Source organism: Rhodanobacter sp. G2-10, from assembly GCF_055809185.1.
Genome location: NZ_CM147900.1, coordinates 82135 through 104874, shown reverse-complemented (window position 1 = coordinate 104874; position 22740 = coordinate 82135). Strand labels below are relative to the sequence as shown.

At 66.4% G+C, this 22740-nt stretch carries 20 protein-coding genes; 13 read left to right on the top strand and 7 right to left on the bottom strand.

Features of this window, described 5'->3' with window-relative positions; translation table 11 throughout:
• Positions 1-511: 511 nt before the first annotated feature.
• From AC0L58_RS00495 to ubiA, 3 genes are all read left to right on the top strand, one after another.
• The gene (locus AC0L58_RS00495) at positions 512-3049 is read left to right on the top strand and encodes a pre-peptidase C-terminal domain-containing protein (RefSeq protein ID WP_473685602.1); all 2538 of its coding nucleotides are present in this window, start codon (positions 512-514) and stop codon (positions 3047-3049) included.
• 162 nt (positions 3050-3211) lie between these two features.
• Positions 3212-4594, top strand: a complete 1383-nt coding sequence (locus AC0L58_RS00490) for a M28 family metallopeptidase (protein WP_473685600.1) — start codon at positions 3212-3214, stop codon at positions 4592-4594.
• 190 nt (positions 4595-4784) lie between these two features.
• Positions 4785-5714 carry a 4-hydroxybenzoate octaprenyltransferase gene (gene ubiA, locus AC0L58_RS00485; RefSeq protein ID WP_473688516.1) on the top strand — a complete coding sequence of 310 codons (930 nt, stop codon included), beginning with the start codon at positions 4785-4787 and terminating at the stop codon, positions 5712-5714.
• A gap of 313 nt (positions 5715-6027) precedes the next feature.
• Here ubiA and AC0L58_RS00480 read toward each other — a convergent pair whose 3' ends face one another.
• On the bottom strand, positions 6028-6753 hold the full coding sequence (locus AC0L58_RS00480; RefSeq protein ID WP_473685598.1) for a ComF family protein: 726 nt from the start codon (positions 6751-6753) through the stop codon (positions 6028-6030).
• Positions 6754-6894: 141 nt separating this feature from the next.
• Between AC0L58_RS00480 and bioB the strand changes: the two genes are divergently transcribed.
• From bioB to bioC, 5 genes are read left to right on the top strand one after another with little or no spacing between them, the layout of a single operon-like run.
• On the top strand, positions 6895-7938 hold the full coding sequence (gene bioB, locus AC0L58_RS00475) for a biotin synthase BioB (RefSeq protein ID WP_473685596.1): 1044 nt from the start codon (positions 6895-6897) through the stop codon (positions 7936-7938).
• A complete protein-coding gene (gene bioF, locus AC0L58_RS00470; protein WP_473685594.1) occupies positions 7916-9109 on the top strand; it encodes an 8-amino-7-oxononanoate synthase in 1194 nt (397 codons plus the stop codon). The genes bioB and bioF overlap by 23 nt, the downstream gene beginning before the upstream one ends.
• 48 nt (positions 9110-9157) lie before the next feature.
• Positions 9158-9907, top strand: coding sequence for a sulfurtransferase (locus tag AC0L58_RS00465; RefSeq protein WP_473685592.1), 750 nt, complete (start codon positions 9158-9160; stop codon positions 9905-9907).
• Complete coding sequence (gene bioH, locus AC0L58_RS00460; protein ID WP_473685590.1) at positions 9904-10704, top strand: pimeloyl-ACP methyl ester esterase BioH; 801 nt, start codon at positions 9904-9906, stop codon at positions 10702-10704. The genes AC0L58_RS00465 and bioH overlap by 4 nt, the downstream gene beginning before the upstream one ends.
• Entirely contained in the window at positions 10701-11579 is an 879-nt protein-coding gene (gene bioC / locus AC0L58_RS00455) for a malonyl-ACP O-methyltransferase BioC (RefSeq protein ID WP_473685588.1), read from the top strand. The genes bioH and bioC overlap by 4 nt, the downstream gene beginning before the upstream one ends.
• A 274-nt stretch (positions 11580-11853) precedes the next feature.
• Here bioC and AC0L58_RS00450 read toward each other — a convergent pair whose 3' ends face one another.
• From AC0L58_RS00450 to AC0L58_RS00440, 3 genes are all read right to left on the bottom strand, one after another.
• Positions 11854-12657: a transporter family protein gene (locus AC0L58_RS00450; RefSeq protein ID WP_473685586.1), complete on the bottom strand. Its 804-nt coding sequence runs from the start codon at positions 12655-12657 to the stop codon at positions 11854-11856.
• A gap of 102 nt (positions 12658-12759) precedes the next feature.
• Positions 12760-13776, bottom strand: coding sequence for a hypothetical protein (locus AC0L58_RS00445; RefSeq protein WP_473685584.1), 1017 nt, complete (start codon positions 13774-13776; stop codon positions 12760-12762).
• 106 nt (positions 13777-13882) lie between these two features.
• Positions 13883-15112, bottom strand: coding sequence for a S8 family serine peptidase (locus AC0L58_RS00440; protein WP_473685582.1), 1230 nt, complete (start codon positions 15110-15112; stop codon positions 13883-13885).
• Between the two features lie 127 nt (positions 15113-15239).
• On the opposite strand from AC0L58_RS00440, the gene AC0L58_RS00435 reads away from it, so the two are divergent.
• The 3 genes from AC0L58_RS00435 (at position 15240) to AC0L58_RS00425 (ending at position 17474) form a co-directional block, all read left to right on the top strand.
• Positions 15240-15728, top strand: a complete 489-nt coding sequence (locus tag AC0L58_RS00435; RefSeq protein WP_473685580.1) for an RNA polymerase sigma factor — start codon at positions 15240-15242, stop codon at positions 15726-15728.
• Positions 15725-16480 carry an anti-sigma factor family protein gene (locus AC0L58_RS00430; protein ID WP_473685578.1) on the top strand — a complete coding sequence of 252 codons (756 nt, stop codon included), beginning with the start codon at positions 15725-15727 and terminating at the stop codon, positions 16478-16480. The genes AC0L58_RS00435 and AC0L58_RS00430 overlap by 4 nt, the downstream gene beginning before the upstream one ends.
• 196 nt (positions 16481-16676) lie before the next feature.
• Positions 16677-17474, top strand: a complete 798-nt coding sequence (locus AC0L58_RS00425) for a class I SAM-dependent methyltransferase (protein ID WP_473688515.1) — start codon at positions 16677-16679, stop codon at positions 17472-17474.
• 104 nt (positions 17475-17578) lie between these two features.
• Here the strand turns inward: AC0L58_RS00425 and AC0L58_RS00420 are convergent, their stop codons facing one another.
• From AC0L58_RS00420 to AC0L58_RS00410, 3 genes are read right to left on the bottom strand one after another with little or no spacing between them, the layout of a single operon-like run.
• Positions 17579-19192, bottom strand: coding sequence for a diguanylate cyclase domain-containing protein (locus AC0L58_RS00420; protein ID WP_473685576.1), 1614 nt, complete (start codon positions 19190-19192; stop codon positions 17579-17581).
• A 21-nt stretch (positions 19193-19213) separates the two neighbouring features.
• Positions 19214-20701 carry an ATPase domain-containing protein gene (locus AC0L58_RS00415; RefSeq protein WP_473685574.1) on the bottom strand — a complete coding sequence of 496 codons (1488 nt, stop codon included), beginning with the start codon at positions 20699-20701 and terminating at the stop codon, positions 19214-19216.
• Positions 20698-21159, bottom strand: a complete 462-nt coding sequence (locus AC0L58_RS00410) for a hypothetical protein (RefSeq protein ID WP_473685572.1) — start codon at positions 21157-21159, stop codon at positions 20698-20700. The genes AC0L58_RS00415 and AC0L58_RS00410 overlap by 4 nt, the downstream gene beginning before the upstream one ends.
• Positions 21160-21339: 180 nt before the next feature.
• Between AC0L58_RS00410 and AC0L58_RS00405 the strand changes: the two genes are divergently transcribed.
• Together AC0L58_RS00405 and AC0L58_RS00400 are read left to right on the top strand one after the other, a co-directional pair.
• Positions 21340-22362, top strand: a complete 1023-nt coding sequence (locus AC0L58_RS00405) for a hypothetical protein (RefSeq protein ID WP_473685570.1) — start codon at positions 21340-21342, stop codon at positions 22360-22362.
• A 144-nt stretch (positions 22363-22506) separates the two neighbouring features.
• Positions 22507-22659, top strand: a complete 153-nt coding sequence (locus AC0L58_RS00400) for a hypothetical protein (protein WP_473685568.1) — start codon at positions 22507-22509, stop codon at positions 22657-22659.
• Positions 22660-22740 lie beyond the last annotated feature (81 nt).

Here is a 22740-nt window from a genome sequence, read left to right as displayed (position 1 = left end):
CGCTGATACAAGTCCTCCCGATCACTCGCAATAATCATGTTGATATTGACTTCGCAGGTTATTTTGATCGGCCTGGAAAACCTCTCGCAATGATGCCGCCTGGACGGAGCTGTCGTGCGCCCCATGTTCCGCACAGAAAACCGCAGGTAATTACGTGCTCTTCAACTGAAACCATGGCCATACCCGCTGTGATGAAAATCACGCGGGGTCAGAAAAAGTCCTATTGACGGTCTCGTTCGCGCAGCCATACCGTCGAGCGGTTCGCCAATCGGGAGCTTGGCGAATGATCCTGTCATGAGGCCACGCAATAAGGCGTGGCCCGCAGTCATTGAAAACAGTATCCCCGCAGCGGGCCCTCAGGGATTTACGGGGGAGGGTCAGCCGAAGCGGGTACGGGATCGTCGGTCAATTCAAGAAACCACGGGTGTCGTGTCTGTACACGACATATCAATCATGAGGCGTGCGCGGTCTCAGGGCCCCGCTTTGCCTTTAAAAACTTCGGGAGTTACAAATGCCAAGTCATTTTCGTCTCAAGTTGCTGGCGGCTGCCATCAGCCTCGCCGCGGCGGGCTCTGTGGGCGCCACGCCGGCCAGCGCAGCGGTCGGCACCAATGCATTCGTCGCGCTGAACCAGCACGCCACCGTGCTGCGTCAGGGTGATGTGGTCAGCGGGGCGGTACCCGCGGCGCAGCCGATGCATATTGAAGTTGCACTCAAGCTGCGCAATCCGTCCCAGCTGCACAGCTTCATCGCCACCGCCAGACACTCCCCGCTGGCGATCGTGCAGCGCTCGATGACGACACCGCAGTTTGTGGCCAACTACTCGCCCACGGCGGCGCAGGCACACAAGGTGGCCGCATGGCTCAAGTCCGCGGGCTTCACCAATGTCCAGATCGCGCCCAACAACATGCTGGTTTCCGCCGATGGCCGCGCCGACACCGCCCACGCCGCTTTCAAGACCACGTTCTCCCGCGTGCGTACGAAGGACGGCCGCATGGCCTTCATGCACAACGATACGGTGCAGATCCCCGCCTCGTTGCAGGACAGCGTGCTGTCGGTGATCGGCCTGCAAAGCGTGCACCAGGCCCACACCTTCGCCAAGCCGATGCAGGCGGGTTACACCACCCAGGCGGTGACCGGGCACAACCCGACCGAGTTCTCCTCGATCTACGGCGGCAACGGTGTAACGACCGCGGCAGGCGTGCCGGTGGGCATCGTGACCCAGGGCAAGATCACCCAGACCATCACCGACCTCAACACGTTCACTTCGCAGAACGGCCTGGCGACGGTGACCACGCAGACCGTCAACACCAACGGCACCAGCAACGACACCAGCGGCCTGGGCGAGTGGAGCCTGGACAGCCAGGACGTGGTCGGCATGGCCGGCGGCCAGGTCGGCAAGCTGATCTTCTACAACATCCCGACCCTGTCCAACGCCAACCTCACGGCTGACTTCAACACCATCGTCAACGCCAACGCGACCAAGATCATCAACGTGTCGCTGGGTGAGTGCGAAACCAGCGCGCAGGGCGACGGTTCGGCCGCCGCGCAGGACCAGATCTTCCAGCAGGCGGTGGCGCAGGGCCAGACCTTCTCCATCTCCACCGGCGACTCCGGCGCCGACGAGTGCGGCGATGGCGGCGTCACCCCGAGCTGGCCAGCCGCATCGCAGTACGTGGTCGCCGTGGGTGGCACGACGCTGAATGCTTCCACCACCACCTGGAACAGCGCCACCGTGTGGACCAGCGGCGGCGGCAGCTCCAGCACCTTCGAGCCGCAGCCGAGCTGGCAGAACGGCGTGGCCCCGGGCAGCAAGCGCGGCCTGCCGGACATCGCCTATGACGCCGACCCGAACTCGGGTTCGAAGATCATCGTCAACGGCGCCACCCAGCAGTACGGCGGCACCAGCCTGTCCGCACCGCTGTTCGCCGGTGCCTGGGCGCGCATCATCGCGCTCAAGGGCTCCAACGTCGGCTTCGCGGCGCCGCTGCTGTATCAGCTGCCCGCCTCCGACTTCCACGACATCACCTCGGGCAACAACGGCGGCGAGAGTGCCAGTGCGGGTTACGATCTGGCCACCGGTCGTGGCGAGCTGATCATCAGCGCGGCCGCCAACGACATCGGCGGCAGTTCACCGCCGGCAAACGTGCCGCCGGTCGCCAACTTCAGCGACAGCGTCAGCAATCTGGTGGTGAACTTCACCGACAGCTCGACCGACAGCGACGGCAGCATCGCCTCGCGCTCGTGGAACTTCGGCGACGGCAGCACCTCGACCGCGACCAATCCCAGCCACACCTATGCCAGCGCCGGCACCTACAGCGTGTCGCTGACGGTGACCGACAATGACGGCGCGACCAACACCAAGACGCAGTCGGTGACGGTCACGGCGGCCGGCGGCGGTGGCGGCAATCAGCTGCAGAATGGCGTGGCGCTCACCGGCCAGTCCGGCGCGGCGGGTGACCAGCTGTTCTACACGGTGGTGATCCCGGCCGGGGCCAGCAACCTGGTGATCTCCGAATCCGGCGGTACCGGCGATGCCGATCTGTACACCAAGTTCGGCTCTGCCCCGACCCTGTCCAGCTACGACTGCCGTCCGTACCTCACCGGCAACAACGAGAGCTGCACCGTGGCCTCGCCGCAGGCGGGTACCTACTACGTCATGCTCAATGGCTACCAGGCATTCTCCGGCGTCAGCGTCAAGGCGACCTGGAGCACCGGCGGCAGCGGCGGCGGCGGCAACGTGCTGCAGAATGGCGTGCCGGTGACCGGTCTGCATGCGACCAAGAACAACGCCGTGTACTACACGATGGTCGTGCCGTCCGGTGCCAGCAACCTCAACATCAACATCGCCGGTGGCACGGGCGATGCCGATCTGTACGTGAAGCTGGGTTCGCAGCCGACCACCAGCAGCTATGACTGCCGCCCGTATGTGTCGGGCAACAGCGAGAGCTGCACCGCGTCGGCACCGACTGCCGGCACCTACTACATCATGGTGCGCGCCTACCGTTCGTACAGTGGCGTCACGCTGACCGGCAGCTACAACCCGTAAGCAACAACGAGGAATCAGGCTGCGCAGGGACGCGCAGCTTCCGTCGATATCGAACGAGACGGATTCTGGCCCGCCCGGCAACGAGCGGGCTTTCTTTTTATGCGGGCACGCGGTGGCGTGGAGGTTGTATGGTCACGGTTCCGCCACCCGAGGAATCCGACGATGCTCCGGTTGATCCTGTCGTCCGCCACCCTGCTGTTTGCCGCCACCGCGGCCATCGCGTCCACCGAGCTTCCGGCGGTACCCCGCGAGCAACCGTCACTGCACGCGCTGGTTGACGCACCGAGCCAGGTCGAACTGCGCATGACGCTCACCCGCCTGATCGGCTTCGGCACCCGCCACACCATGTCCGACACGAAGTCCGACACGCGCGGCATCGGTGCCGCCCGGCGCTGGGTGAAGTCACGCTTCGAGGCAATTTCGAAGGACTGCGGTGGTTGCATCGAAGTGGTCACGCCGTCTCAGGTGTTCACCGGCAAGCGCCTACCCACCCCCACCGAGGTGATGGACGTGGTGGCGATCAAGCGCGGCAGCACCGATCCGGACCGCGTGATCGTGATGACCGGCCATCTCGACTCGCGCGTCACCGACGTGATGAACAGCACCAGCGATGCGCCCGGCGCCAACGACGACGCCTCGGGCGTGGCTGCCTTGATCGAAGCCTCGCGGCTGCTGTCGAAACAGGACAACGGCGCCACCCTGGTGTTCGCCGCGCTGTCCGGCGAGGAACAGGGGCTGTATGGCGGCAAGGTACTGGCTGCGTACGCGGTGGCCCACGGCTGGAAGGTCGAGGCCGAGCTCAACAACGATATCGTCGGCAACAGCCACGGCCAGAACGGCGTCATCGACAACACCACCGTGCGCGTGTTTTCCGAAGGCACCAAGACCAACGAAACCCTGGCGCAGGCCGACTATCGCCGCTATCACGGGGGTGAAGTGGACTCGCCCTCGCGCAATCTGGCCCGCTACATCGACCAGCTCGCCGAGCAGTACCTGCCCGACTTCCGCGTGCGCATGATCTATCGCACCGACCGCTACGGCCGTGGCGGCGACCAGGTGCCGTTCCTGCAGGCCGGCTACCCGGCGGTACGCGTCACCGAGGCGCATGAGAATTACACCCGGCAACACCAGGATCTGCGCACCGAGAACGGCATCCGCTACGGCGACACCATCGACGGCGTCGACTTCCGCTACCTAGCACGGGTCACCGCGCTCAATGCCATCACCATGGCCGCGCTCAGCCGCGCGCCCGCACCGCCCGGTGACGTCACGATCGAAGGCGCGCTGGCCACCGATACCACCGTGCGGTGGGCCAGGGTGCCCGGTGCCGCCGGCTACCGCGTGCACTGGCGCGACACCACCGCGCCCCAATGGCAATACGTGCGCGCGGTCGGCAACGTCGACCATACGGTGCTGCAGGACATGGTGATCGACGACTGGTTCTTCGGCGTGTCGTCGGTATCGGCCGATGGCTACGAGAGTCCCGTCGTGTTCCCCGGCTTCGCCGGCAGCTTTGATCGCTCGCCATCGAATGCCTCACCGTAGCCAAGTGCGCCTGCCTGCGGGAGCCAGCCGTACGGTGACCCGGTAGGCGCTCGGGCGGGCAAGGCCAAGCTAAACTCGACCGATGGCTCCGACTCCACGCAAACGCAAACCCCGCAAAGCCGGCGCACCCGCGCCAGCGACCAAACCGCGACCGCGCCCCGCTGCGAAGAAAGTCCCTGCCAAGGCCAAGCTGCAGCCGGCGGACAGCTCGACGCGCGCCACCCGCGTACTGAACTGGCTGCTGCGCAAACTGCCGGTGCGGCAGCGCGAAAAGGCGCTCGACTACCTGGTGCTGACCCGGATGGATCGACCGATCGGCGCGCTGCTGCTGCTGTGGCCGACCTGGTGGGCACTGTGGCTGGCCGCCGGCGATTTTCCGCCATGGAAGCCGCTCGTCATCTTCACCCTCGGCGTGTTCGTGATGCGCGCCGCCGGTTGCGCGATCAATGACTACGCCGACCGCAAGCTCGATCCACAGGTGGCCCGTACCGCCGGCCGACCGATTGCCTCGGGGCGGGTCAGTCCACGCGAGGCCCTGCTGGTGTTCGGCGTGTTGGTGCTCGTCGCCTTCGTGCTGGTGCTGTTCACCAACAAACTGACGATCCAGCTGTCCTTCGTCGGCGTTGCGCTGGCGGCGCTGTACCCGTTCAGCAAGCGCCATACGTACATGCCGCAGGTGGTGTTGGGCGCCGCCTTCGGCTGGTCGATCCCGATGGCGTTTGCCGCGGTGACCAACACCGTGCCGCCGATCGGCTGGCTGCTGTTCATCGCCAACATCCTGTGGTCCACGATCTACGACACCGAGTACGCGATGGTCGACCGCGAAGACGACCTCAAGGCCGGCGCCAAGTCCACCGCGATCCTGTTCGGCGATGCCGACCTGCCGATCCTGGGCATGCTGATGGGCACCTTCCTGCTGGCGATGCTGTTCGTCGGCCAGCGCGCGCAGCTTGGTTGGCCGTACTGGCTCGCCTTGCTGATGGCCGCCGGACTGTTCGCCTGGCAGCACTGGCTGATCCGCGACCGCCTGCGCGATGCCTGCCTGGCCGCATTCCGGCACAACAACTGGCTCGGCCTCACGCTGTGGGTCGGCATCGTGCTGGCCCTCGCGCTGCGCTGAACACACACCTCTGCACGCGCCGTAGGGCGGGCTCCGCCCGCCGGCTCTTCGTCACGCGCGAGCAAGCGGCGGGCAGAGCCCGCCCTACACAGGTCGGCGCGCAGCGGTGTCACTGCCTCATGCCCACTGCCATCGCACCATCCCGTAGGGCGGGCTCCGCCCGCCGGCCCTTCGTCACGCGCGAGCAAGCGGCGGGCAGAGCCCGCCCTACACAGGTCGGCGTGCAGCGGTGTCAGTGCCTCATGCCCACTGCCATCGCACCCACTCCGCAGGGCGGGCTGCGCCCGCCGGCAATCACTCAACCGGAAAGCCGCTACGGACCGCGTCCTCGTGGCGCCCGCGCCAGCGCCCACACGTCGACCCGCGCCACGCCGATCCGCTTGAGCACGCGCGTGCACTCGGCAAGCGTGGCGCCGGTGGTCATCACATCGTCGAGGATCGCCACGTGGGCCGGCAGCGCCAGCCCCGCGCCTGGCGCGAATGCCCCGTGCACGTTCCGGCGGCGGCTTTTCGCATCCAGTTCGGTCTGCGCATCGGTGGCGCGCACGCGTTGCAGTACATCCTGGCGCAGCGGAAGGTTCAGCGCGCGCGCCAGCGGCTTGGCCAGCTCCAACGACTGGTTGTAGCCGCGTCGACGCAGCCGGTTTCGATGCAACGGCACGGCAAGCAGCAGCGATGGCAGACCAACCGGACAAGGCTCGAGTTGCCACATGCTCGACAGCACGCGTCCGGCTGCCAGATCTCCGGCGAATTTGTAGCGGGACTCCAACCGATCCAGCGGCCAACCGTAGCGGAACGGTGCCCAGGCCGCATCCCAGGGCGGCGCATGCTGCTGGCACTCGCCACACAGGTCCGCCGGCGTGGCCAGCGGCAGCGCGCAGCGCGCGCAACAGCTGCGGTTGCGCGGCAACTCGGCCGCACAGTCGGCGCAGAGATCAATGCCATTGGCGCCAGCAGCGCCGCACAACAAGCATCGCAACGGCAAAACGAAACGGTGCAGGCCGAACCAGGTGCGCCGCATGCCTTCCCTGAAAACCATCGCCGCCCCTCCCTTGGCAGTCCGAAGGTGATCCTAGCAGCCTGCTGTCGACGCCGCCGTCAACTTGATCAGCACCGGTTTGGTTGACAGGGAATGGGCCGACTTCCACACTTTCCGCCTTACCGACCGGAGCACGTACCGATGGCCGACGCCACCACCCGCCATGACTGGAGCCGCGACGAGGTGCGCGCGCTGTTCGACCTGCCATTCAATGAATTGCTGCATCGGGCGCACACCGTGCATCGCGCACACCACGACCCGAACGCGGTGCAGGTATCCACCCTGCTTTCGATCAAGACCGGCGGCTGCCCCGAGGATTGCGCCTACTGCCCGCAGGCCGCGCGCTATGACACCGGCGTGGCCGCACAGAAGTTGCTGCAGATCGACGACGTGCTGGAGCGCGCCCGCGCGGCCAAGGCCGCCGGCGCCAGCCGCTTCTGCATGGGTGCGGCATGGCGCGGACCGAAGGACCGTGACATTCCCAAGGTCGCCGCGATTGTCGCCGCCGTGAAGGAGCTGGGCCTGGAAACCTGCGCCACGCTGGGCCTGCTTGGCGACGGCCACGCCAAGGCGCTGAAGGATGCCGGGCTGGACTACTACAACCACAATATCGACAGCGCGCCCGAGTTCTACGGCGAAATCATCCACACCCGCGAGTATCAGGATCGACTTGAAACGCTGGAGCAGGTGCGCGACGCCGGCCTGAAAACCTGCTGCGGAGGCATTGTCGGCATGGGCGAAACCCGCGACCAGCGCGCCGGCCTGTTGCAGGCGCTGGCCAACCTGCCCGAACATCCGCAGTCGGTGCCGATCAACCAGTTGGTCCCCGTGCCGGGCACGCCGCTGGCCAATGCGGAAAAGCTCGATCCCTTCGAGTTCGTGCGCACGATTGCGGTGGCGCGTCTGCTGATGCCGCTGTCGATCGTGCGGTTGTCGGCCGGGCGCCAGCAGATGGATGACGCGGTGCAGGCGCTGTGCTTCCATGCCGGCGCGGGTTCGATCTTCCATGGCGACAAGCTGCTGACCACCGGCAACCCGGATGTGGCTGCCGATGAGGCGTTGTTCCGCCGACTCGACTTGCATCCGATGGAGGTGACCGAGGACACCGGCCCCGGCCAGACGGCGCTCGGTGCCACAAGCGAAGCTGGCTGCGGAGCAGGCTGTGGCTGCAGCGCAGCGGCCTGACCTGCTGCAACGTCTGGCCGTCCAGACGGCCGCACGCGAGCAGGCCGGTTTGCTACGTCGACTGCGCACGATCGAACATGCCGACGCGCCGTGGCTCGATCTTGGCGGCCGTCGCCTGCTGTCGTTCTGCAGCAACGACTACCTGGGTCTGGCGCAGCACCCGGCGGTAATCGGGGCGCTCGTCCGCGCGGCGCGGCAGGTTGGCGTCGGGAGCACATCCGCACACCTGATCTGTGGCCACCGCAGAGAGCACGCCGCGCTGGAAGAGGCACTGGCCGCCTGGACTGGCCGGGATCGCGCGCTGCTGTTTTCCACCGGCTACATGGCCAACCTTGGCGTGATGCAGGCGCTGCTGGGGAGCGGCGACGTCTGCGTGCAAGACAAACTCAACCACGCCTGCCTGCTCGACGGGGCCAAGCTCGCGGGCGCCGGACTGAAGCGCTATCGGCACGCCGACATCGACAGCGCGCGACGCCAATTGCACAGTCACCCTGACGCAGCCGCGCTGCTGGCCACCGATGGCGTGTTCAGCATGGACGGCGACGTGGCGCCCCTGGTCGAACTGGCCGCCACCTGCACCGACACAGGCGCCACACTGATGGTGGACGACGCACACGGCCTGGGCGTGCTGGGATCGCACGGCGCCGGCAGCGTCGATGCCGCCGGCCTTGGGCAGAGTGAAGTCCCCTTGCTGATGGCCACGCTGGGCAAGGCGCTGGGTTGCAGCGGAGCCTTCGTCGCCGCCCCGGCGGCATGGATCGAAGGCCTCATCCAGTTCGCGCGGCCCTATATCTACACCACCGCCATGCCACCGGCGCTGGCCGCCACCGCGCTGGTAGCGGTGGAACTGGCACGAAGCGAAGGCTGGCGCCGCGACAAGCTTGCGGCGCTGATCGAGCGTTTCCGCCGCGGCGCCACCGAGTTGGGCCTGCCCTTGATGGACTCGCGCAGTGCGATCCAGCCGCTGCGTTTCGGCAGCGCCGAAGCTGCCGTCACGGCGATGCAGGAGCTGGAAGCGCACGGCCTGCTGGTCACCGCGATCCGGCCGCCCACGGTGCCCGCCGGACAGGCTCGACTGCGCATCACCTTGTCGGCCGCGCATGAAGAAGCGCATGTGGACCGATTGCTGGCCGCGCTGGAAACCCTTCGCCGGCCGGGCCATGCCGGCTGAACCCGGCTCACCGCGTATAATTGCCGGCTTGCTGCCGTGATCCCCCGCATGTCGATCGTCAATATCTCCGCCTACAAATTCATCAGCCTGGACGACCTGCCGGCGCTGCGCGAACGGTTGCTGGCTCGGTGCGAGGCGCTGACGTTGAAAGGCACGATCCTGCTCGCGCCCGAGGGCATCAACCTGTTCCTCGCCGGCACACGCACCGACATCGACGAGTTCGTGGCACGGTTGCACGACGATCCGCGCTTCGCCGATATCGCGCCGAAGGAATCGCTGTCCGACAGCACACCCTTCCGCCGGATGCGGGTGCGCCTGAAGCGCGAGATCATCACCATGCGCATGCCGACGATCCGGCCCGAAGGCGGCCGGGCGGCCTCGGTGGATGCAGCCACGCTGCGCCGCTGGCTCGACCACGGTCATGACGACGACGGGCGCGAGGTGGTGTTGCTGGATACGCGCAACGACTACGAAACCGCCGTCGGCAAGTTCCCGCAGGCGGTCGACTACCGCCTCGCCAGCTTCACCGGGTTTCCCGACGCGATCGCCGCCGACCGGGCGCGCTACGCCGGCAAGACCGTGGTGTCGTACTGCACCGGCGGCATCCGCTGCGAGAAGGCGGCGCTGCACATGAGTGAGTTGGGCATGCAACACGTCTACCAGCTCGAGGGCGGCATCCTGAAATACCTGGAACAGACCGACGCGGCGCACTGGCATGGCGACTGCTTCGTGTTCGACGGTCGCGGCGCCGTTGACCGGACACTGCGTCCTGCTCATATCACTGAGCTTCCGACGTGAATCTGCACGTCGACAAGCGCGGCCACGGGCCCATCCCGCTGGTGCTGTTGCATGGCTGGGCGATGCACGGTGACGTGCTGCAGCCGTTGGTCGATGCGCTGGCCGAGCACTGCACCATGCATGTGGTCGACCTGCCCGGTCATGGCTATTCGCGCGACTGCGCGGTGCCGCTGGAACCGCACGCCTGCGCCGCCGCGATCGCCGCGGTCACGCCGCCGGCGATCTGGCTGGGCTGGTCGCTGGGTGGATTGATCGCGCTCACGGCCGCGCTGGAGATGCCGCAGCAGGTGCGTGCCCTGGCCATGCTGTGTGCCACGCCCAAATTCGTGCGCGACGCCAGCTGGCCGCACGGCAGCGATGCCGCGCTGGTGCAGCAGCTGGCCAGCGACCTGGAAACCGACTACCACGCCACGCTGGAGCGCTTTCTGGCGCTGGAGGCGATGGGCAGCGCCGATCCGCGCAAGGAGCTGCGCCATCTGCGCGAGCTGGTGTTCGCCCGCGGCAAGCCTGATCTGCGTGTACTGCAGGAAGGGATTCGCATCCTGCAGGACAGCGACCGCCGCGCCGCGCTGCCTGACCTGGGCGTGCCCAGCACCTGGATCGCCGGTCGCCGCGACCGTCTGGTGCCGCCGCAGGCGATGGCCTGGTCGGCCAGCCAGTGCGGCGGCGCCATGCACGAGATCGCGCAGGCCGGTCACGCCCCGTTCTTCGGTCACGTGTCGGCGCTGGTGCAGGCGCTGCAACCCCTGTTTGCGCAACACGCCGGCCGACCTGTCGCGCTGAGTCTTTCCGAATGAATGATTTCCACCTCGATCGCCGCCAGGTGCACCGCAACTTTTCCGGTGCCGCGGCCACCTACGACCAACACGATGCGCTGCAGCGCGAGGTGCAAAAGCATCTGCTGGAGCGGCTCAGCTTCTATCTGGAGGCGCCGAAGCGGGTGCTCGATGTCGGTGCCGGCACGGGTCGTGGCAGCGCCCTGCTGAAACAACGCTACCCCAAGGCGGAGGTGATCGCGGTCGACCTGGCGCTGCCGATGCTGCGTGCGGCCAGGCGGCACAGCACCTGGCGCAGGCCGTTCGGGCGCGTTTGCGCCGACGCCAGCGCCTTGCCGCTACCGGACCACAGCATCGACGTGCTGTATTCCAACCTGTGTTTCCAGTGGGTCGACGACCTGGCCACGTTGTTCGGCGAATGCATGCGCGTGCTGAAACCCGGTGGCCTGATGGTGTTCTCCAGCTTCGGCCCCGATACGCTGATGGAGCTGCGCAGTGCCTGGGCGCAAGCCGATCAACAGCCGCACGTGAGCCGGTTCCTGGACATGCACGATGTGGGTGATGCCATGCTCGCCTCGGGCCTGCGCGATCCGGTGCTGGATGTGTTCCGCTACACCCTGACCTACAGCGAGCCGCGCAAGCTGCTGGAAGAGCTGCAAGGCCTCGGCGCCACCAATGCCGACCGCATGCGCGAGCGCGGGCTCACCGGCAAGCAGCGCTACCAGCGCATGCTGCAGGCTTACGAAGCGATGCGCGTGGACGGGCGCATTCCGGCCACCTGGGAAGTCGTCAGCGCCCACGCCTGGGGCCCGCCGGTGGGTCAACCGCGTCGCGTGGGCGGCAGCGAGATCGCCAGTTTCTCGATCGACAAACTGCGCGGATCGCGCCGCGGGTGATTCGGGATCCGATGGTCGGCCAAGCCCGTTCGTGCAGGTCGGCACGCGCGCCGTCGCGCTGGCCGACGCATGATCGAAAGGACGGCAGGAGCGCGCCAAGCCTGGCAAAGTCCACGCGCATCGATGCCAAGCAGGGTGACACCTGGAAGCTTGTGCATGCCCAGGTTGCCGCGGTGGTGCGGAATGACTGATGTGCAGTTCGCAGCCGGGTCGACGTCGGCCCGGTTGCGAACCCTGCGTCGACCGGCCCTCGCCCGCACACCGCCGGGACCCGTCAAAAGCTGTAGTTGATCGACGTTCCAACACCCCAGTCCGGGCTGCCGTTGGTCATGCCGCCGGTGGCCTGACCCTGCAGACGAAGGCGCGGGTTGAACTTGTGTGCCCAGTAGGCGGTGACTTCGCTCTGGCTCGCGCCGCCTGCCGCGATCCGCTGCCGGTAGTTGTAAGCGACGCCCAGGTTGTCTTTGTCCGCGAGCCGGTAGTCCATGCCGGCATTTGCATGGATGGCGTTGTCGAGCCTGATGTATGGCGAACTGGTGTAGTTCGTCCAGCCAATGCCGCCGAACGGGGTCCACTTGCCGAGGGTCTTGTAGGTGTCCAGCGAGACGCCGTAATCATTCTCGCCGGTACCCAGTCCCTTGTTGACGTCTGCGGTGCCAAATTTGATCTTGCCGGTGACAACAATCCCGAAGCTGCGGTCGTCACTGGAGAACAGGCGATAGCCAGCCGATGCCACCAGGTCTCCGGCGCCCGCAGCAGCGGTGCTGGTGTCGCCGCCGGTCGGCGCCGATCCGCCGCCGAGCAGTTGGTCGAGGCCGCGCTCGAGCGGATTGGTGTTGTCCACCGGGCCGGTACCCGGAATGACATTGCCCGAACCGTGAACGTGGACGTAAGGGATGCTCAGCCCAAAGGTCCAGCGATCGCTCTGATAGATCGCAGTGAACGGAACCGACCAGATCTCGGTCGTGATGTCGGAGCCATAGTTGCCGGTGCTGTAGTTGGCGCCGGTGCCGATACTGAAGCCGTCGGCCGCATGTGCGGTCGGCATGCCGATCAGTACGGCGCCGACGATCGCCATCCGGTTCATGTTCTTGCGCATGCCGTGGAGTCCTTCTATCAAGCCTTGGTGAGCGGGCCCGGCAGGATGCCGGGCCCGCAAGCGTGTGAATTCGGCGAGCGATCAGTGGTGATGGGTGCTCGCACTGGCACCCGCGCTGCCGTCGGCCTGCGCCGAGGTGGACACGCCGTCGCTGGTCGAACCGTGCGCGCCAGCGTGGCCGCTCGCATGGGCCGAGCCTTTGGCAGCGGAATCTGCACGCGTCGCCGGAACACCGCCCAGTCCGACCGAGCCGGCGCTGCCGGCGTTGCCACTGGCCGCGCCTGAGCCAGTCAGATCAACCGAGACGGCCTTGCTGCCTTGCGCCCCGTGGAGCAGTGCCGGAGCCTGGTGCGGAGTCGGCGCCGCGGTGTCATTTGACGGCGGGTTGGTGTTCCCCACATCGACGTTGCCGGCGGGCGACGCGTTGCCGGCCACGCCGCTCGCCAGCGAGAGCGAGTGCTCGCCGCCGGCTGCAGCGCCTTGTGCTGCGGCATGGGCCGAACCCTGCGCACGGCCGGCGACCTTGCCGATCCGGTCCCGCGCATGGTTCGCGGCACCAGCGACGTCGGCCTTGGCAGTCGAAGCGGCAGCACCTGCCTGGCCAAGCGCCTGTCCGGTCGCATTGGCGGCGGCGTTGCGCGTGGCGGTGGCGTCGACCGCACCTGTGGCTGAGCTGGCCAGGCTGGCCGCGGGATTCAACGCGGTACCGGCGTTCGGGCCGACATTGCCAACAACCGCCCCGGTCAGGCCGGCAGTGGTGCCGGCACCCGCCGAACCGTTCGCCTGACCGACGCCTTCCGCCGCCGTGCTCTTGGCCGAAGCAGCAGCCGAAGAGACCCGTCCCTTCAAACGTTCGGCGCGGTCCTGTACCCCCATCTTGCCGACGTCGGGCCTATTGATGCTGCCGGCGCCGTGGGCCGAACCAGCGATCTGGCCCATCGCGGAATTCATCGGGCCAACCAGCCCACCAGCGAGGCCGCCGGCAAGGCCGCCGCCGCCCACTACTTGGGCATGAACCGGGGCCATCATCACCAACGCAAAGGCGCCAGCGATCAAGGTCATGTTGAGGGACTTGTTGTCGAGAGTGCTGTTTCGCATGAGAGGACCTCCTGCCTGCGGGGGATCCGCGGCTTGCAAGGTCCATTACGTTCGGGCTCGATGATTCCTTCCCTGCGACCGGGTCACGTTCGATACCCGTTCAGTTTCAAGGGGACAACAGCCCGAAGCCATAGCGCGGATCGCGCCCGGGCGACCCCAGATCGCGAGCCTCGCTGGCCAGGCGACGCATCACTTGCGCTGCGGCACCGACCTGTGGCGAAGCGAGCAATCGGGCAGCCCGTCGCGCCACGATGGGTGCCGCGAACGATGTGCCGCGCAACGCGTGGCGGCCGCTGCCGATCACGCCCAAGGCGCAGAAGGCAACTTGGTCACCCCGGCCCGACTCCGGCAGGATGCGGTCGCGCGCGTCGACGCCACTGACGCCGATCACACCCGGGTAGGCCGCCGGGAACAAGGGCGGCGCCGCGGGTCCGTCGTTGCCCACTGCAGCGACCAGCACGTGGCCGCGCGCGATCATCGTCTGCACCGCTCGCGCGAGCACCGGGTTATCCGGTCCAACCAGGCTGATATTGATCACCGGCACGCGCTCGCGCGCCATCCAGGCAAGCGCATCGACCAGGCTCGAGGTTGCTCCGCCAACCACATCGCCGCACCACAAGTCAGCTGCATACAGTGTGTCGGCGTCGCCCTCGACAAGGCGCGAAGCCACCGCGGTGCCGTGCCTCGATTCGGTCGGCCTGGAGCAGCCGTGATCCACGATGTGTGCGCGAGCCAGCGCCGGATCGGACGGATCCACGCCGCCATCGATCAAACCCACGCGGTGCGGCAGGTTGGCGGATGGACGGCGCACCGCCGGACGTTCGCCGACGACGTCGCCAGTTCCGGCCGGCAGGTACAGGTGCTGATAGGCGAACACCGCCTTCGGCGCCGCCGCTTGCAGTTCGCGCATGGCGCGCGCTTCGCTGCGTCCGCGCGTGTCGTGCAGGATCACCATGTCCAGACCGAGAGACGCGTCGGTCGAGCTTCGACTGTCCACGGCAAAGCCCTGCGCCTGCAAGGCAGCCTGCTCCATCCCGGTCAGGCCAAGCGCAAGAAACTCACCGCGCAGCACCGGCTCGCCATGGGGATCGACCGCCACGCGCCGTGGTCGTTCGCGCACCAGCGCATCGATCTGCAACTGGCGCGGCAATGCGCGGGTCGCCTGCAGCAGGTCGTCGACACGCGGCAACGTCGGCTCGGGCGGCAACCCTGGCAAGCCCACGCCCGGAATCTGCGCGCCGGGCAAACCGCGCACGGGACCCAGCACCTGTGCATGCGCAGGACTCGCGCCAAGCACCGCCAGCACGAAAATGAGCATGGAAAGCAGACGCTGCATCGTATGGCGCACCCGGTCGGTAGCGAAGAATCCGGATGCTAGCATTGGTCGACTTTATGCCCCCGAACCGGACCGTCGGGCGCAAGGGAAGGATTTGCCCCACTCGAACGTACTGGAAAGGTAATACGTGGATCCGAGCCAAGCCGTGCGTGAAGGATTGATTCCGCTGCTCCCGCGTCTGCGCCGACTGGCGCGGGCGCTGGCCGGACAGGTAGCCGACGCGGACGACCTGGTGCAGATCGTGCTCGAGCGGGCGCTCAGCCGGGCCACGCAATGGCGGCCGGACGCCGCACTGGACAAGTGGGTGTTCGCGATTGCACGCAATGCATGGCGCGATGAAATGCGCGCACGCGGGCGCTCGCAAAACCTGTTTGCGCCCGAGGAGGCCGGCGCCAACAGCTCCGACCGCAGTAGCGCACCCGCGCAGAAGATAGAACTGGCGGCGGCATTGGCAGCGTTGCCACCGGATCATCGTGAAGTGGTGGCATTGGTGCTGGTCGAGGGATTGTCTTACAGCGAAGCCGCCGAGCTGATGGAGGTGCCGGTGGGAACCGTCACCAGCCGTCTGGCGCGTGCTCGCGCCACCCTGCAGAACCTTCTTGGGAAGGACACATGAAACCGATCGACGACGACATCTTGCAGGCCTATGTGGATGGCGAACTCGACGCCTCCGCCACCGCAAGCATCGACGCGGCGCTGGTCCAGGACGCTTTGCTCGCCCATCGCGTGCAGCAGGCGCGCGCGGTCAGGGCGGAACTGAACGCGGCATTCGACCCGGTGCTCGAAGAACCGGTGCCAGCGCATCTGGCCGCGCTGTTGAAAGCCCCAGCGCCTCCGGCAACCATCTCGGTCGCTCCTCTCGCCATGGCCCGACGCCGACCCGGATCTGGCGCGAATCGACACCGCCTTCGCCGGCGCTGGTTCGTTCCGGCGGCGGCCGTGGCCGCATCCCTCGCAGTGTTGAGCGTGGCAATCTTTTGGCGGGGCAACGGCGATCTGGTGCGCGTGCAGGACAATCGGCAGTTTGCCGCCGGAGCGTTGTCGCGAGCGCTGGACCAGACGCTGGCCAGCGAACCCGAACAGGGTGCGTCCATCCGTGTCGGCCTGACCTTCCGCAGCGCGGACGGCCAGATCTGCCGCACCTTCGTCGCTCACGCAAAACCGGCCATGGCGGGCCTTGCCTGCCACGGCCAGGCGGGCTGGGCGCTGCCGGCGTACAGCACGGTGAGCGAGCCCGCAAGCGGGGGCTTGCGCCAGGCCGGCAGTGGTTTGCCGCCCGAAGTCCAGGCCGCGGTGGATGCGCGTATCCGCGGCGACGCGTTCAACGCCCAGCAAGAACGCGCAGCGCGCGATTCCGGCTGGCGCTGATCCCCGGGCATGCCCACGAGAAATGCTGATCTTCCTGTCCACGGCACTCCCGAATGCCGCGAGAAATCTCCGCTGGCGCGCACTGAATCACGCAACCGCGATGTCGCGAGCGCCCGGCGGCAGGGAGCAGCAGGCAGGCTGCCAACCCGAACCGTACCGGAGTAGGCTGGAAAGCCCGCCTCGGCACATCCAGACCATGCGCCATAGCTCCTGCAAATCTCTGATCGTCCTGACCATCGCCCTGCTGCTGCCCGCCTTCGCCAGCGCCGTCGCCACGGATACGAGGGTCACCACCCAGCTGCAACGGGCCGTCGATGGGAGTTGGCGCTCCACCGCGAACAAGACGCGCGATCAATACCGCCATCCGGTCCAGACCCTGGAATTCTTCCGTATCCGGCCGGACATGACGGTGATCGAGCTGGACCCGGGTGGCGGGTGGTACACCGAGATCCTTGCGCCATTCCTCGCCGCGCATGGGCATCTGATTGAAGCGGGCTCAACGAAGTTTGCCGACAAGATCAAGGCCAATCCGGCCGTGTTCGGCCACATCGAGCAAGTCGTGCCGTTTGCGCCGCCGTTGCAGCTCGACCTGGGCGCACCGGATTCCGCCGACATGGTGCTGACCTTCCGCAACACCCACGACTGGCTCAACCACAGTCCCGACACCTTGGCAGCAGTGTTCAAATCCGTGTTCGACGTACTCAAGCCCGGCGGCGTGTTCGGCGTGGTGGAGCATCGCGCCAAGCCTTTCGCCGATGCGCAGGAGTCCTCGAAGAAGCTGCACCGCATTCCCGAGGACTACCTGATCGCACTGGGCCTGAAGACCGGCTTCCGGCTTGAGGGCGTGTCCGGGATCAACGCCAACCCGGACGATCCGGAGGACATCAACGTGCACCGCCTGCCGCCCAATCTTGCTGGCCCGCAGAGCGAGCACGCCAAGCTTGAAAAGGTGGGCGAATCGGATCGGATGACGTTGCGCTTCGTGAAGCCCTGAAGTCACGCGCGGGGGTGCCTGTCGCTGTTCAGCAAACCGCAGCTCACGCTGCGGCGTTCAACGCGCGTGAAAACACGCGAGATTTGCGGCGTGCGGTTCCGGCCTCAGTGGGTTCCACCCTGCTTCACCAGCGGCAGCGTCACCACGAACTCGCTGCCCTGACCGCGGCCCTCGCTGCGGGCGACGACCTGTCCGCCATGTGCCTGCACCAGCTCGCGCACCACTGCCAGGCCGATACCCAGACCGCCCGCGGACTGCGCCAACCCGGCTTCATCCTGCACGAACAGGCCGAATACTGCCGACAACGCTTCGGCCGACAGGCCGATGCCGTTGTCCCGCACGGTGGTCACCGCCGAGCCATCGCGAACCAGTAGTTCGATGGCAATCTCGCCGCCATCGTGCGAATACTTGCTGGCATTGTCCAGCAGGTTGCGGAACACCTGCCCGATCCGTACCGGGTCACCATGCAACCTGGCCGGCTCGGACGTCGTGCGCATGCTCAGGTGCTGCTGGCGAAGCTCCATGCCTGGCCGACAGAAATCCACCACGTGCCCGAGCAAGTCCCGCAGGTCGAAATCGCTGCGCTCGATCCGAAGCTTGCCGGTACTCAAGCGCGAGCCGTCGACCAGGTCGTCGATCAGCCGGGTAAGGTGGGTGACCTGGCCCTCGATGATCGCTTCGAGGCGCGCGACCTGCAGATCGTCCGTGGCGTGGTGGATCAACAGTTCGGTTGCAATGCGTAGTGGGGTCAGCGGATTGCGCAGCTCATGCGCGGCAATGGCCATGAATTTCATCTGCTGGCGTTGCGCCTCGGTCGCGTCCAGCGTGGATTGCTGGGCTTGCAGGGCGGCCTCTACGAGTTGCGCATTGGCCTCGCGCATATCGTGAATGGAGGGCTGCCGCGCGGATTCCGTTACAAGGTCAGGCGCGTGTGGCGAACCCCCGTGTACCGCCGGGCTTTTGCGCCGCAACCAGGCCGCATCGCGCGCCTGGAGATTGCGCGGCAAGTCCCGTTTGTTCCGATACATCGCCCTGTCGGCATGGTTGATCAGGGCGGTCACGTCCTCCCCGTCATCGGGATAGATGCTGATGCCCATGCTGGCCGAAAGTTCCAGCACCTCTCCCGCCACACTGGCGGGCTTGCTGAGCGCCGCCAACATCAAGGCCGCAAGCCGACGCGCGTCGGCAGGTGCCGAAATCTCCGCAAGCAGCACCAGAAACTCGTCACCACCGTAACGGCATACGGCGTCTGATTCACGCAGCACCGCTTGCAGCGAGCGCACTACGAATTGCAATACCTCATCGCCCGCGGCATGACCGAGGTGATCGTTGATCTGTTTGAAATAATCCAGGTCGACAAACACCAGAGCCATCTGCCGCTGCTCGCGCCGGGCCATCAGCAGCGCCTGCTCGATCCGGTCCAGCATCGGCGCGCGGTTGATCGCGCCGGTCAAGCCGTCGCGCTGGTAGGTATCGGTCAGGGTGGCCAGATCGACGAGGGCCTTTTCGGCGTTCTGATCGGCTTGCAGGACGGCCATCACCAGTTTCTGGTTGGCTTCCTGCAACTGGATGGCATGGTCGGCACTGAGCTGATGCCGCGCACGGGAAAGCTGTTGCTGCAGTTCCACCAATTCTTGGCGCAGGCGGGCGGCTTCCTTGTCGAGCAATGCGGTGGCTCGCTTGGCGACCGCCTCGGCGGAGTGGGACCGATCGATCATGACGTCACGCTGCCGCGGCAATCATCCATCGTCGGAGCCCAGCGGCAGCGTGTGCAGGGAAGCGCGGCGCCTTGGACGGCCACCAAGCAGGCCTTCGTAGTTGCCCAGCCTCTCGCCGATCTTGATTCCCTCGTCATCGATGTGGAACAGGCGCAGGTCACTGGAGTGCGCGCTGGCCCGGATCTTGAGTACCGCCATCACCCGCAGCAGGCGGCTTTCCACCTCGATGTATCGCTGCACGATGATCGCGTCGGTGAGGAATGCCGTGCCATAGGGGCTGAAGCGCAGTTCCGTGTAGCGATCCTCCAGCTCCGAAGTCATCAGCACGGTCACGCCGGTGCTGGCCAGGGCCGACACCATCCGTGCCATCGCCTCGCGGAAATCCGCGCGGAAACCGGGCGCCAGCGACAGCTCGAAACCCGACAGCGAGTCGATGACGACGCGGGTGGCGTTGAGCCGCTGCACCTCCGCCATCAGCAGCACGGAGATCTCGTCAACCGACAGCCCCGGGTCCCTCGTGTCGACCACGCCGATCTGGCCGGACACGATCAGTTCGGCAATCTGCTTGCCGCGCGACTGCGTCGCGCGCTGCTCGAACGCGGCAATCACACTGGTCTCGCCGCGGCTGGCTCCATTGACCAGAAACGCCGCCGCCAAGATGCTCTTGCCCGAGCCGGACGGTCCGGCCACCAGCAACGAGTAACCTCGCGGCAAGCCGCCGCCCATCATGGCATCCAGCTCAGGCACCCCCATCGACATCCGCTCCCTGATCGGCGAGTTGGTGACAGGCGCGGAAATACTCATCGCCAGCGATGGCGCAAACACCCGCAGCCCCGAGTTGCCGATCCGGAACGTATGCAACCCCGGCATCGTGGCCTGACCACGCATCTTGTCGATGTTGAGCTTGCGTACCATCGAATCACGCTGGACGTCCTGGCGCAGCCAGATCAAGCCATCGGCCACGGTGAACACCGGGCTGGGATCGCTGTCACTGAAGTACTCGCCGATCAGGAAGGTGGTCGCCTGCCAGCTGGTCATCACCACACCCAACTGCTGGACGAACTGCTGCAGGCTGATGAAACGACTGCCCTCGGCCAACCCGGCGAGGATGACCGAGCGGAACGAGTCGACGAATACCAGGCCCGGTCCGTGCGCCTCGACCTCGGCCACGATTCGCGCCAGCACGCGGGCGAGGTCGCCCGAAGCCACTTCCTCGGCAAGATTGATGAAATGAATCGAGTGATTGACCTTCTCGCTGTCAAAAAAGTCGAACTGCTGCTGGTATCGCAGCATCTTCAGCGGTGGCTCGCCGAGCACGGTGAAATACAGCGCCGGACGCGCGGGTGTGGCCAGCGCAAACATCATTTGGTGCGCCAGCGTGGTCTTTCCACTGCCGGGTGACCCGGCGATGACATTGAACGAGAATTCGGGCAGACCACCGCCCAGCACCTCGTCCAATCCAGGCACGCCGGTGCTGAGCCGGTTGATGGTGGCTTTGGCAATGGTCATGTGATGTCTTCCGATACGGCGTCGCCGCTTGAGGTGATGTCCCATACGGGACGCAGCAACCGCTCGGTGAGCGATGCGCCAATCAGGCTGACCAGCACTTCATGGAAGTGCTGCAACAACGCGACATTCGTCGCAACCGCCTCCATGCTTTCCTGTCGTGACAACACCCCCCGCAGCATGTCCAGCGCGTCGCTTGGCGACGCACCCTCGTCGAGGTGGTGCAGGCAGGGATGTTCAGCGCGCGTCAGATGAATGCTGCGTTTGAGCAGCGCGGCTACCCCGGACGGACCTATGATCGGCGCCAGCGCCGCGACCATGTCGCGCCAGATCGAGATGGCCAAGTCCGCGTTTCGCGCAGCATCCATGCTCCCGGCGACAAGACGCGCAAACATTGACTGCACCCCGGATGCATCCGTTTCCATGGCGATCCGCAAGTTCTCATAGTCAAGGGTATTCACCATACTCCATTGCGAGGTAGCACCTCGTGAAGGGAGTTGGCCCGCCCAGCAGCTGGCGCCCGGGGCTCGTTGGTGCCTGTATATTTGCCGAGTTTGAGGGTACGTCACGTTTTGCCCGTACGGCGTCGGGCATGCTGTTGCACACTACTCAGTACACCAGCAACGCACACAGGGGGCCTGATGATCGAGCTGGAAATCCAGGCCCTCGCGGAACGACGGGAGGGCCTGCTGGTCGAAGTCGGCCATTGCGTCATCGAGAACGGTTTCACCTTGCAGCGGCAACGCCTGATCCAGGATCCGCACGGCATCCTGCTCACGATGGTGGTCCGCGGACCACGGCGCAAGAAGCGTGCGCTGGAATCGGCGCTGCGCGCCTACGAACGCATCATCAGCTTCGAACTTGCGCCTTGTGTCGAGGGCGAAGTACGCCCGCATTTCGCGGCCTCACGCACGGTGCTGAACTACGTTCCCGCGCCGCTGCCCGAACCCGAACCCGTGGCGGTCGCCGGCAACCCCGCGACCGCCACGCCGAAGGTCGCCGCACCGACCACCGCGGCGTTTGACCAGATCGCACCCGCGCGTCTCACGGCCGCTCCGGCAACCGTGCCCGCGGGCGGAAGCGAGGCCGCGCCCGAGCCGGAGGCCGCAGCGCCATCCAGGCCGGAGCCGGACTTCGACTTCATCCTGCCCGAACCGCCACGTGCCCCGCCCGCACCACCGCCGGTGCTGGACGAACCCTTCGTCGAACAGGTCGCGCTCGAACCCGACCAGGCAGCCATCGACAAGGTCGTATCGAGACTCGACGCCGAGTACCCGCAGATCATGCCGCGCCTGCTGACGCTGGCTGGCTCGGTCGCCGAAGGGGCGCGCGAACCGTCGCTGCATCAGGCGGGAGTGCGCATCGGCCGCTGGGTGTTCGAGCACGAGCATGCGCAGCTCGGCAAACTCGCCTTGATTGATGCAATTGCCCAGCTCGGCATATCCGCGCTGGGTGCCTTGGCCGAGGTTGAACAGGATGGCGCCCAGGTGCATATCCGCAACAGCCCGCTGTGCACGCGAGACGGCCATTCCGGCTGCACCTTCTTCAGCGGTTTCCTGGAAGGCGTGCTGGGGAATGCCGTGGCGTCGAACGAGGTCACGATATTCCCGGTTTGCTGCTGCAGTTACGGCGCGGACGACTGCGTGCTGGCCCTGTCTGAATGACGGGTGCGCCGATCGCGACCGCGCCTTGCCTGAGCAGCGCCAGGCGGCGGGTCCGCGGGCACATCGAGCAAGGCCACGCGCGCAAGGTGCACAATGGTCGTCAACAGCAGCTAGCCACGACTCCGCAAGAGCAGACAGACTCCCATGGCCACCATCCTCGACATCCGCCGCACCGAGCTCGCCAACACCATTGAGCGCCTGCGCGAACAACGCGCCCAGATCGACGAGAAACTGGACAAGCTGGAGCAGGAGCTGGAATCCCTGAAGGACTTCGTGCCGGCCACGGACGCGGAATAGCACGGCCGCCGGCAACCCGGCCATCGACCACCCGACCGTCAGCCCCAGCAGCGTGCCCACACCCTTGATCACGTGCATTCC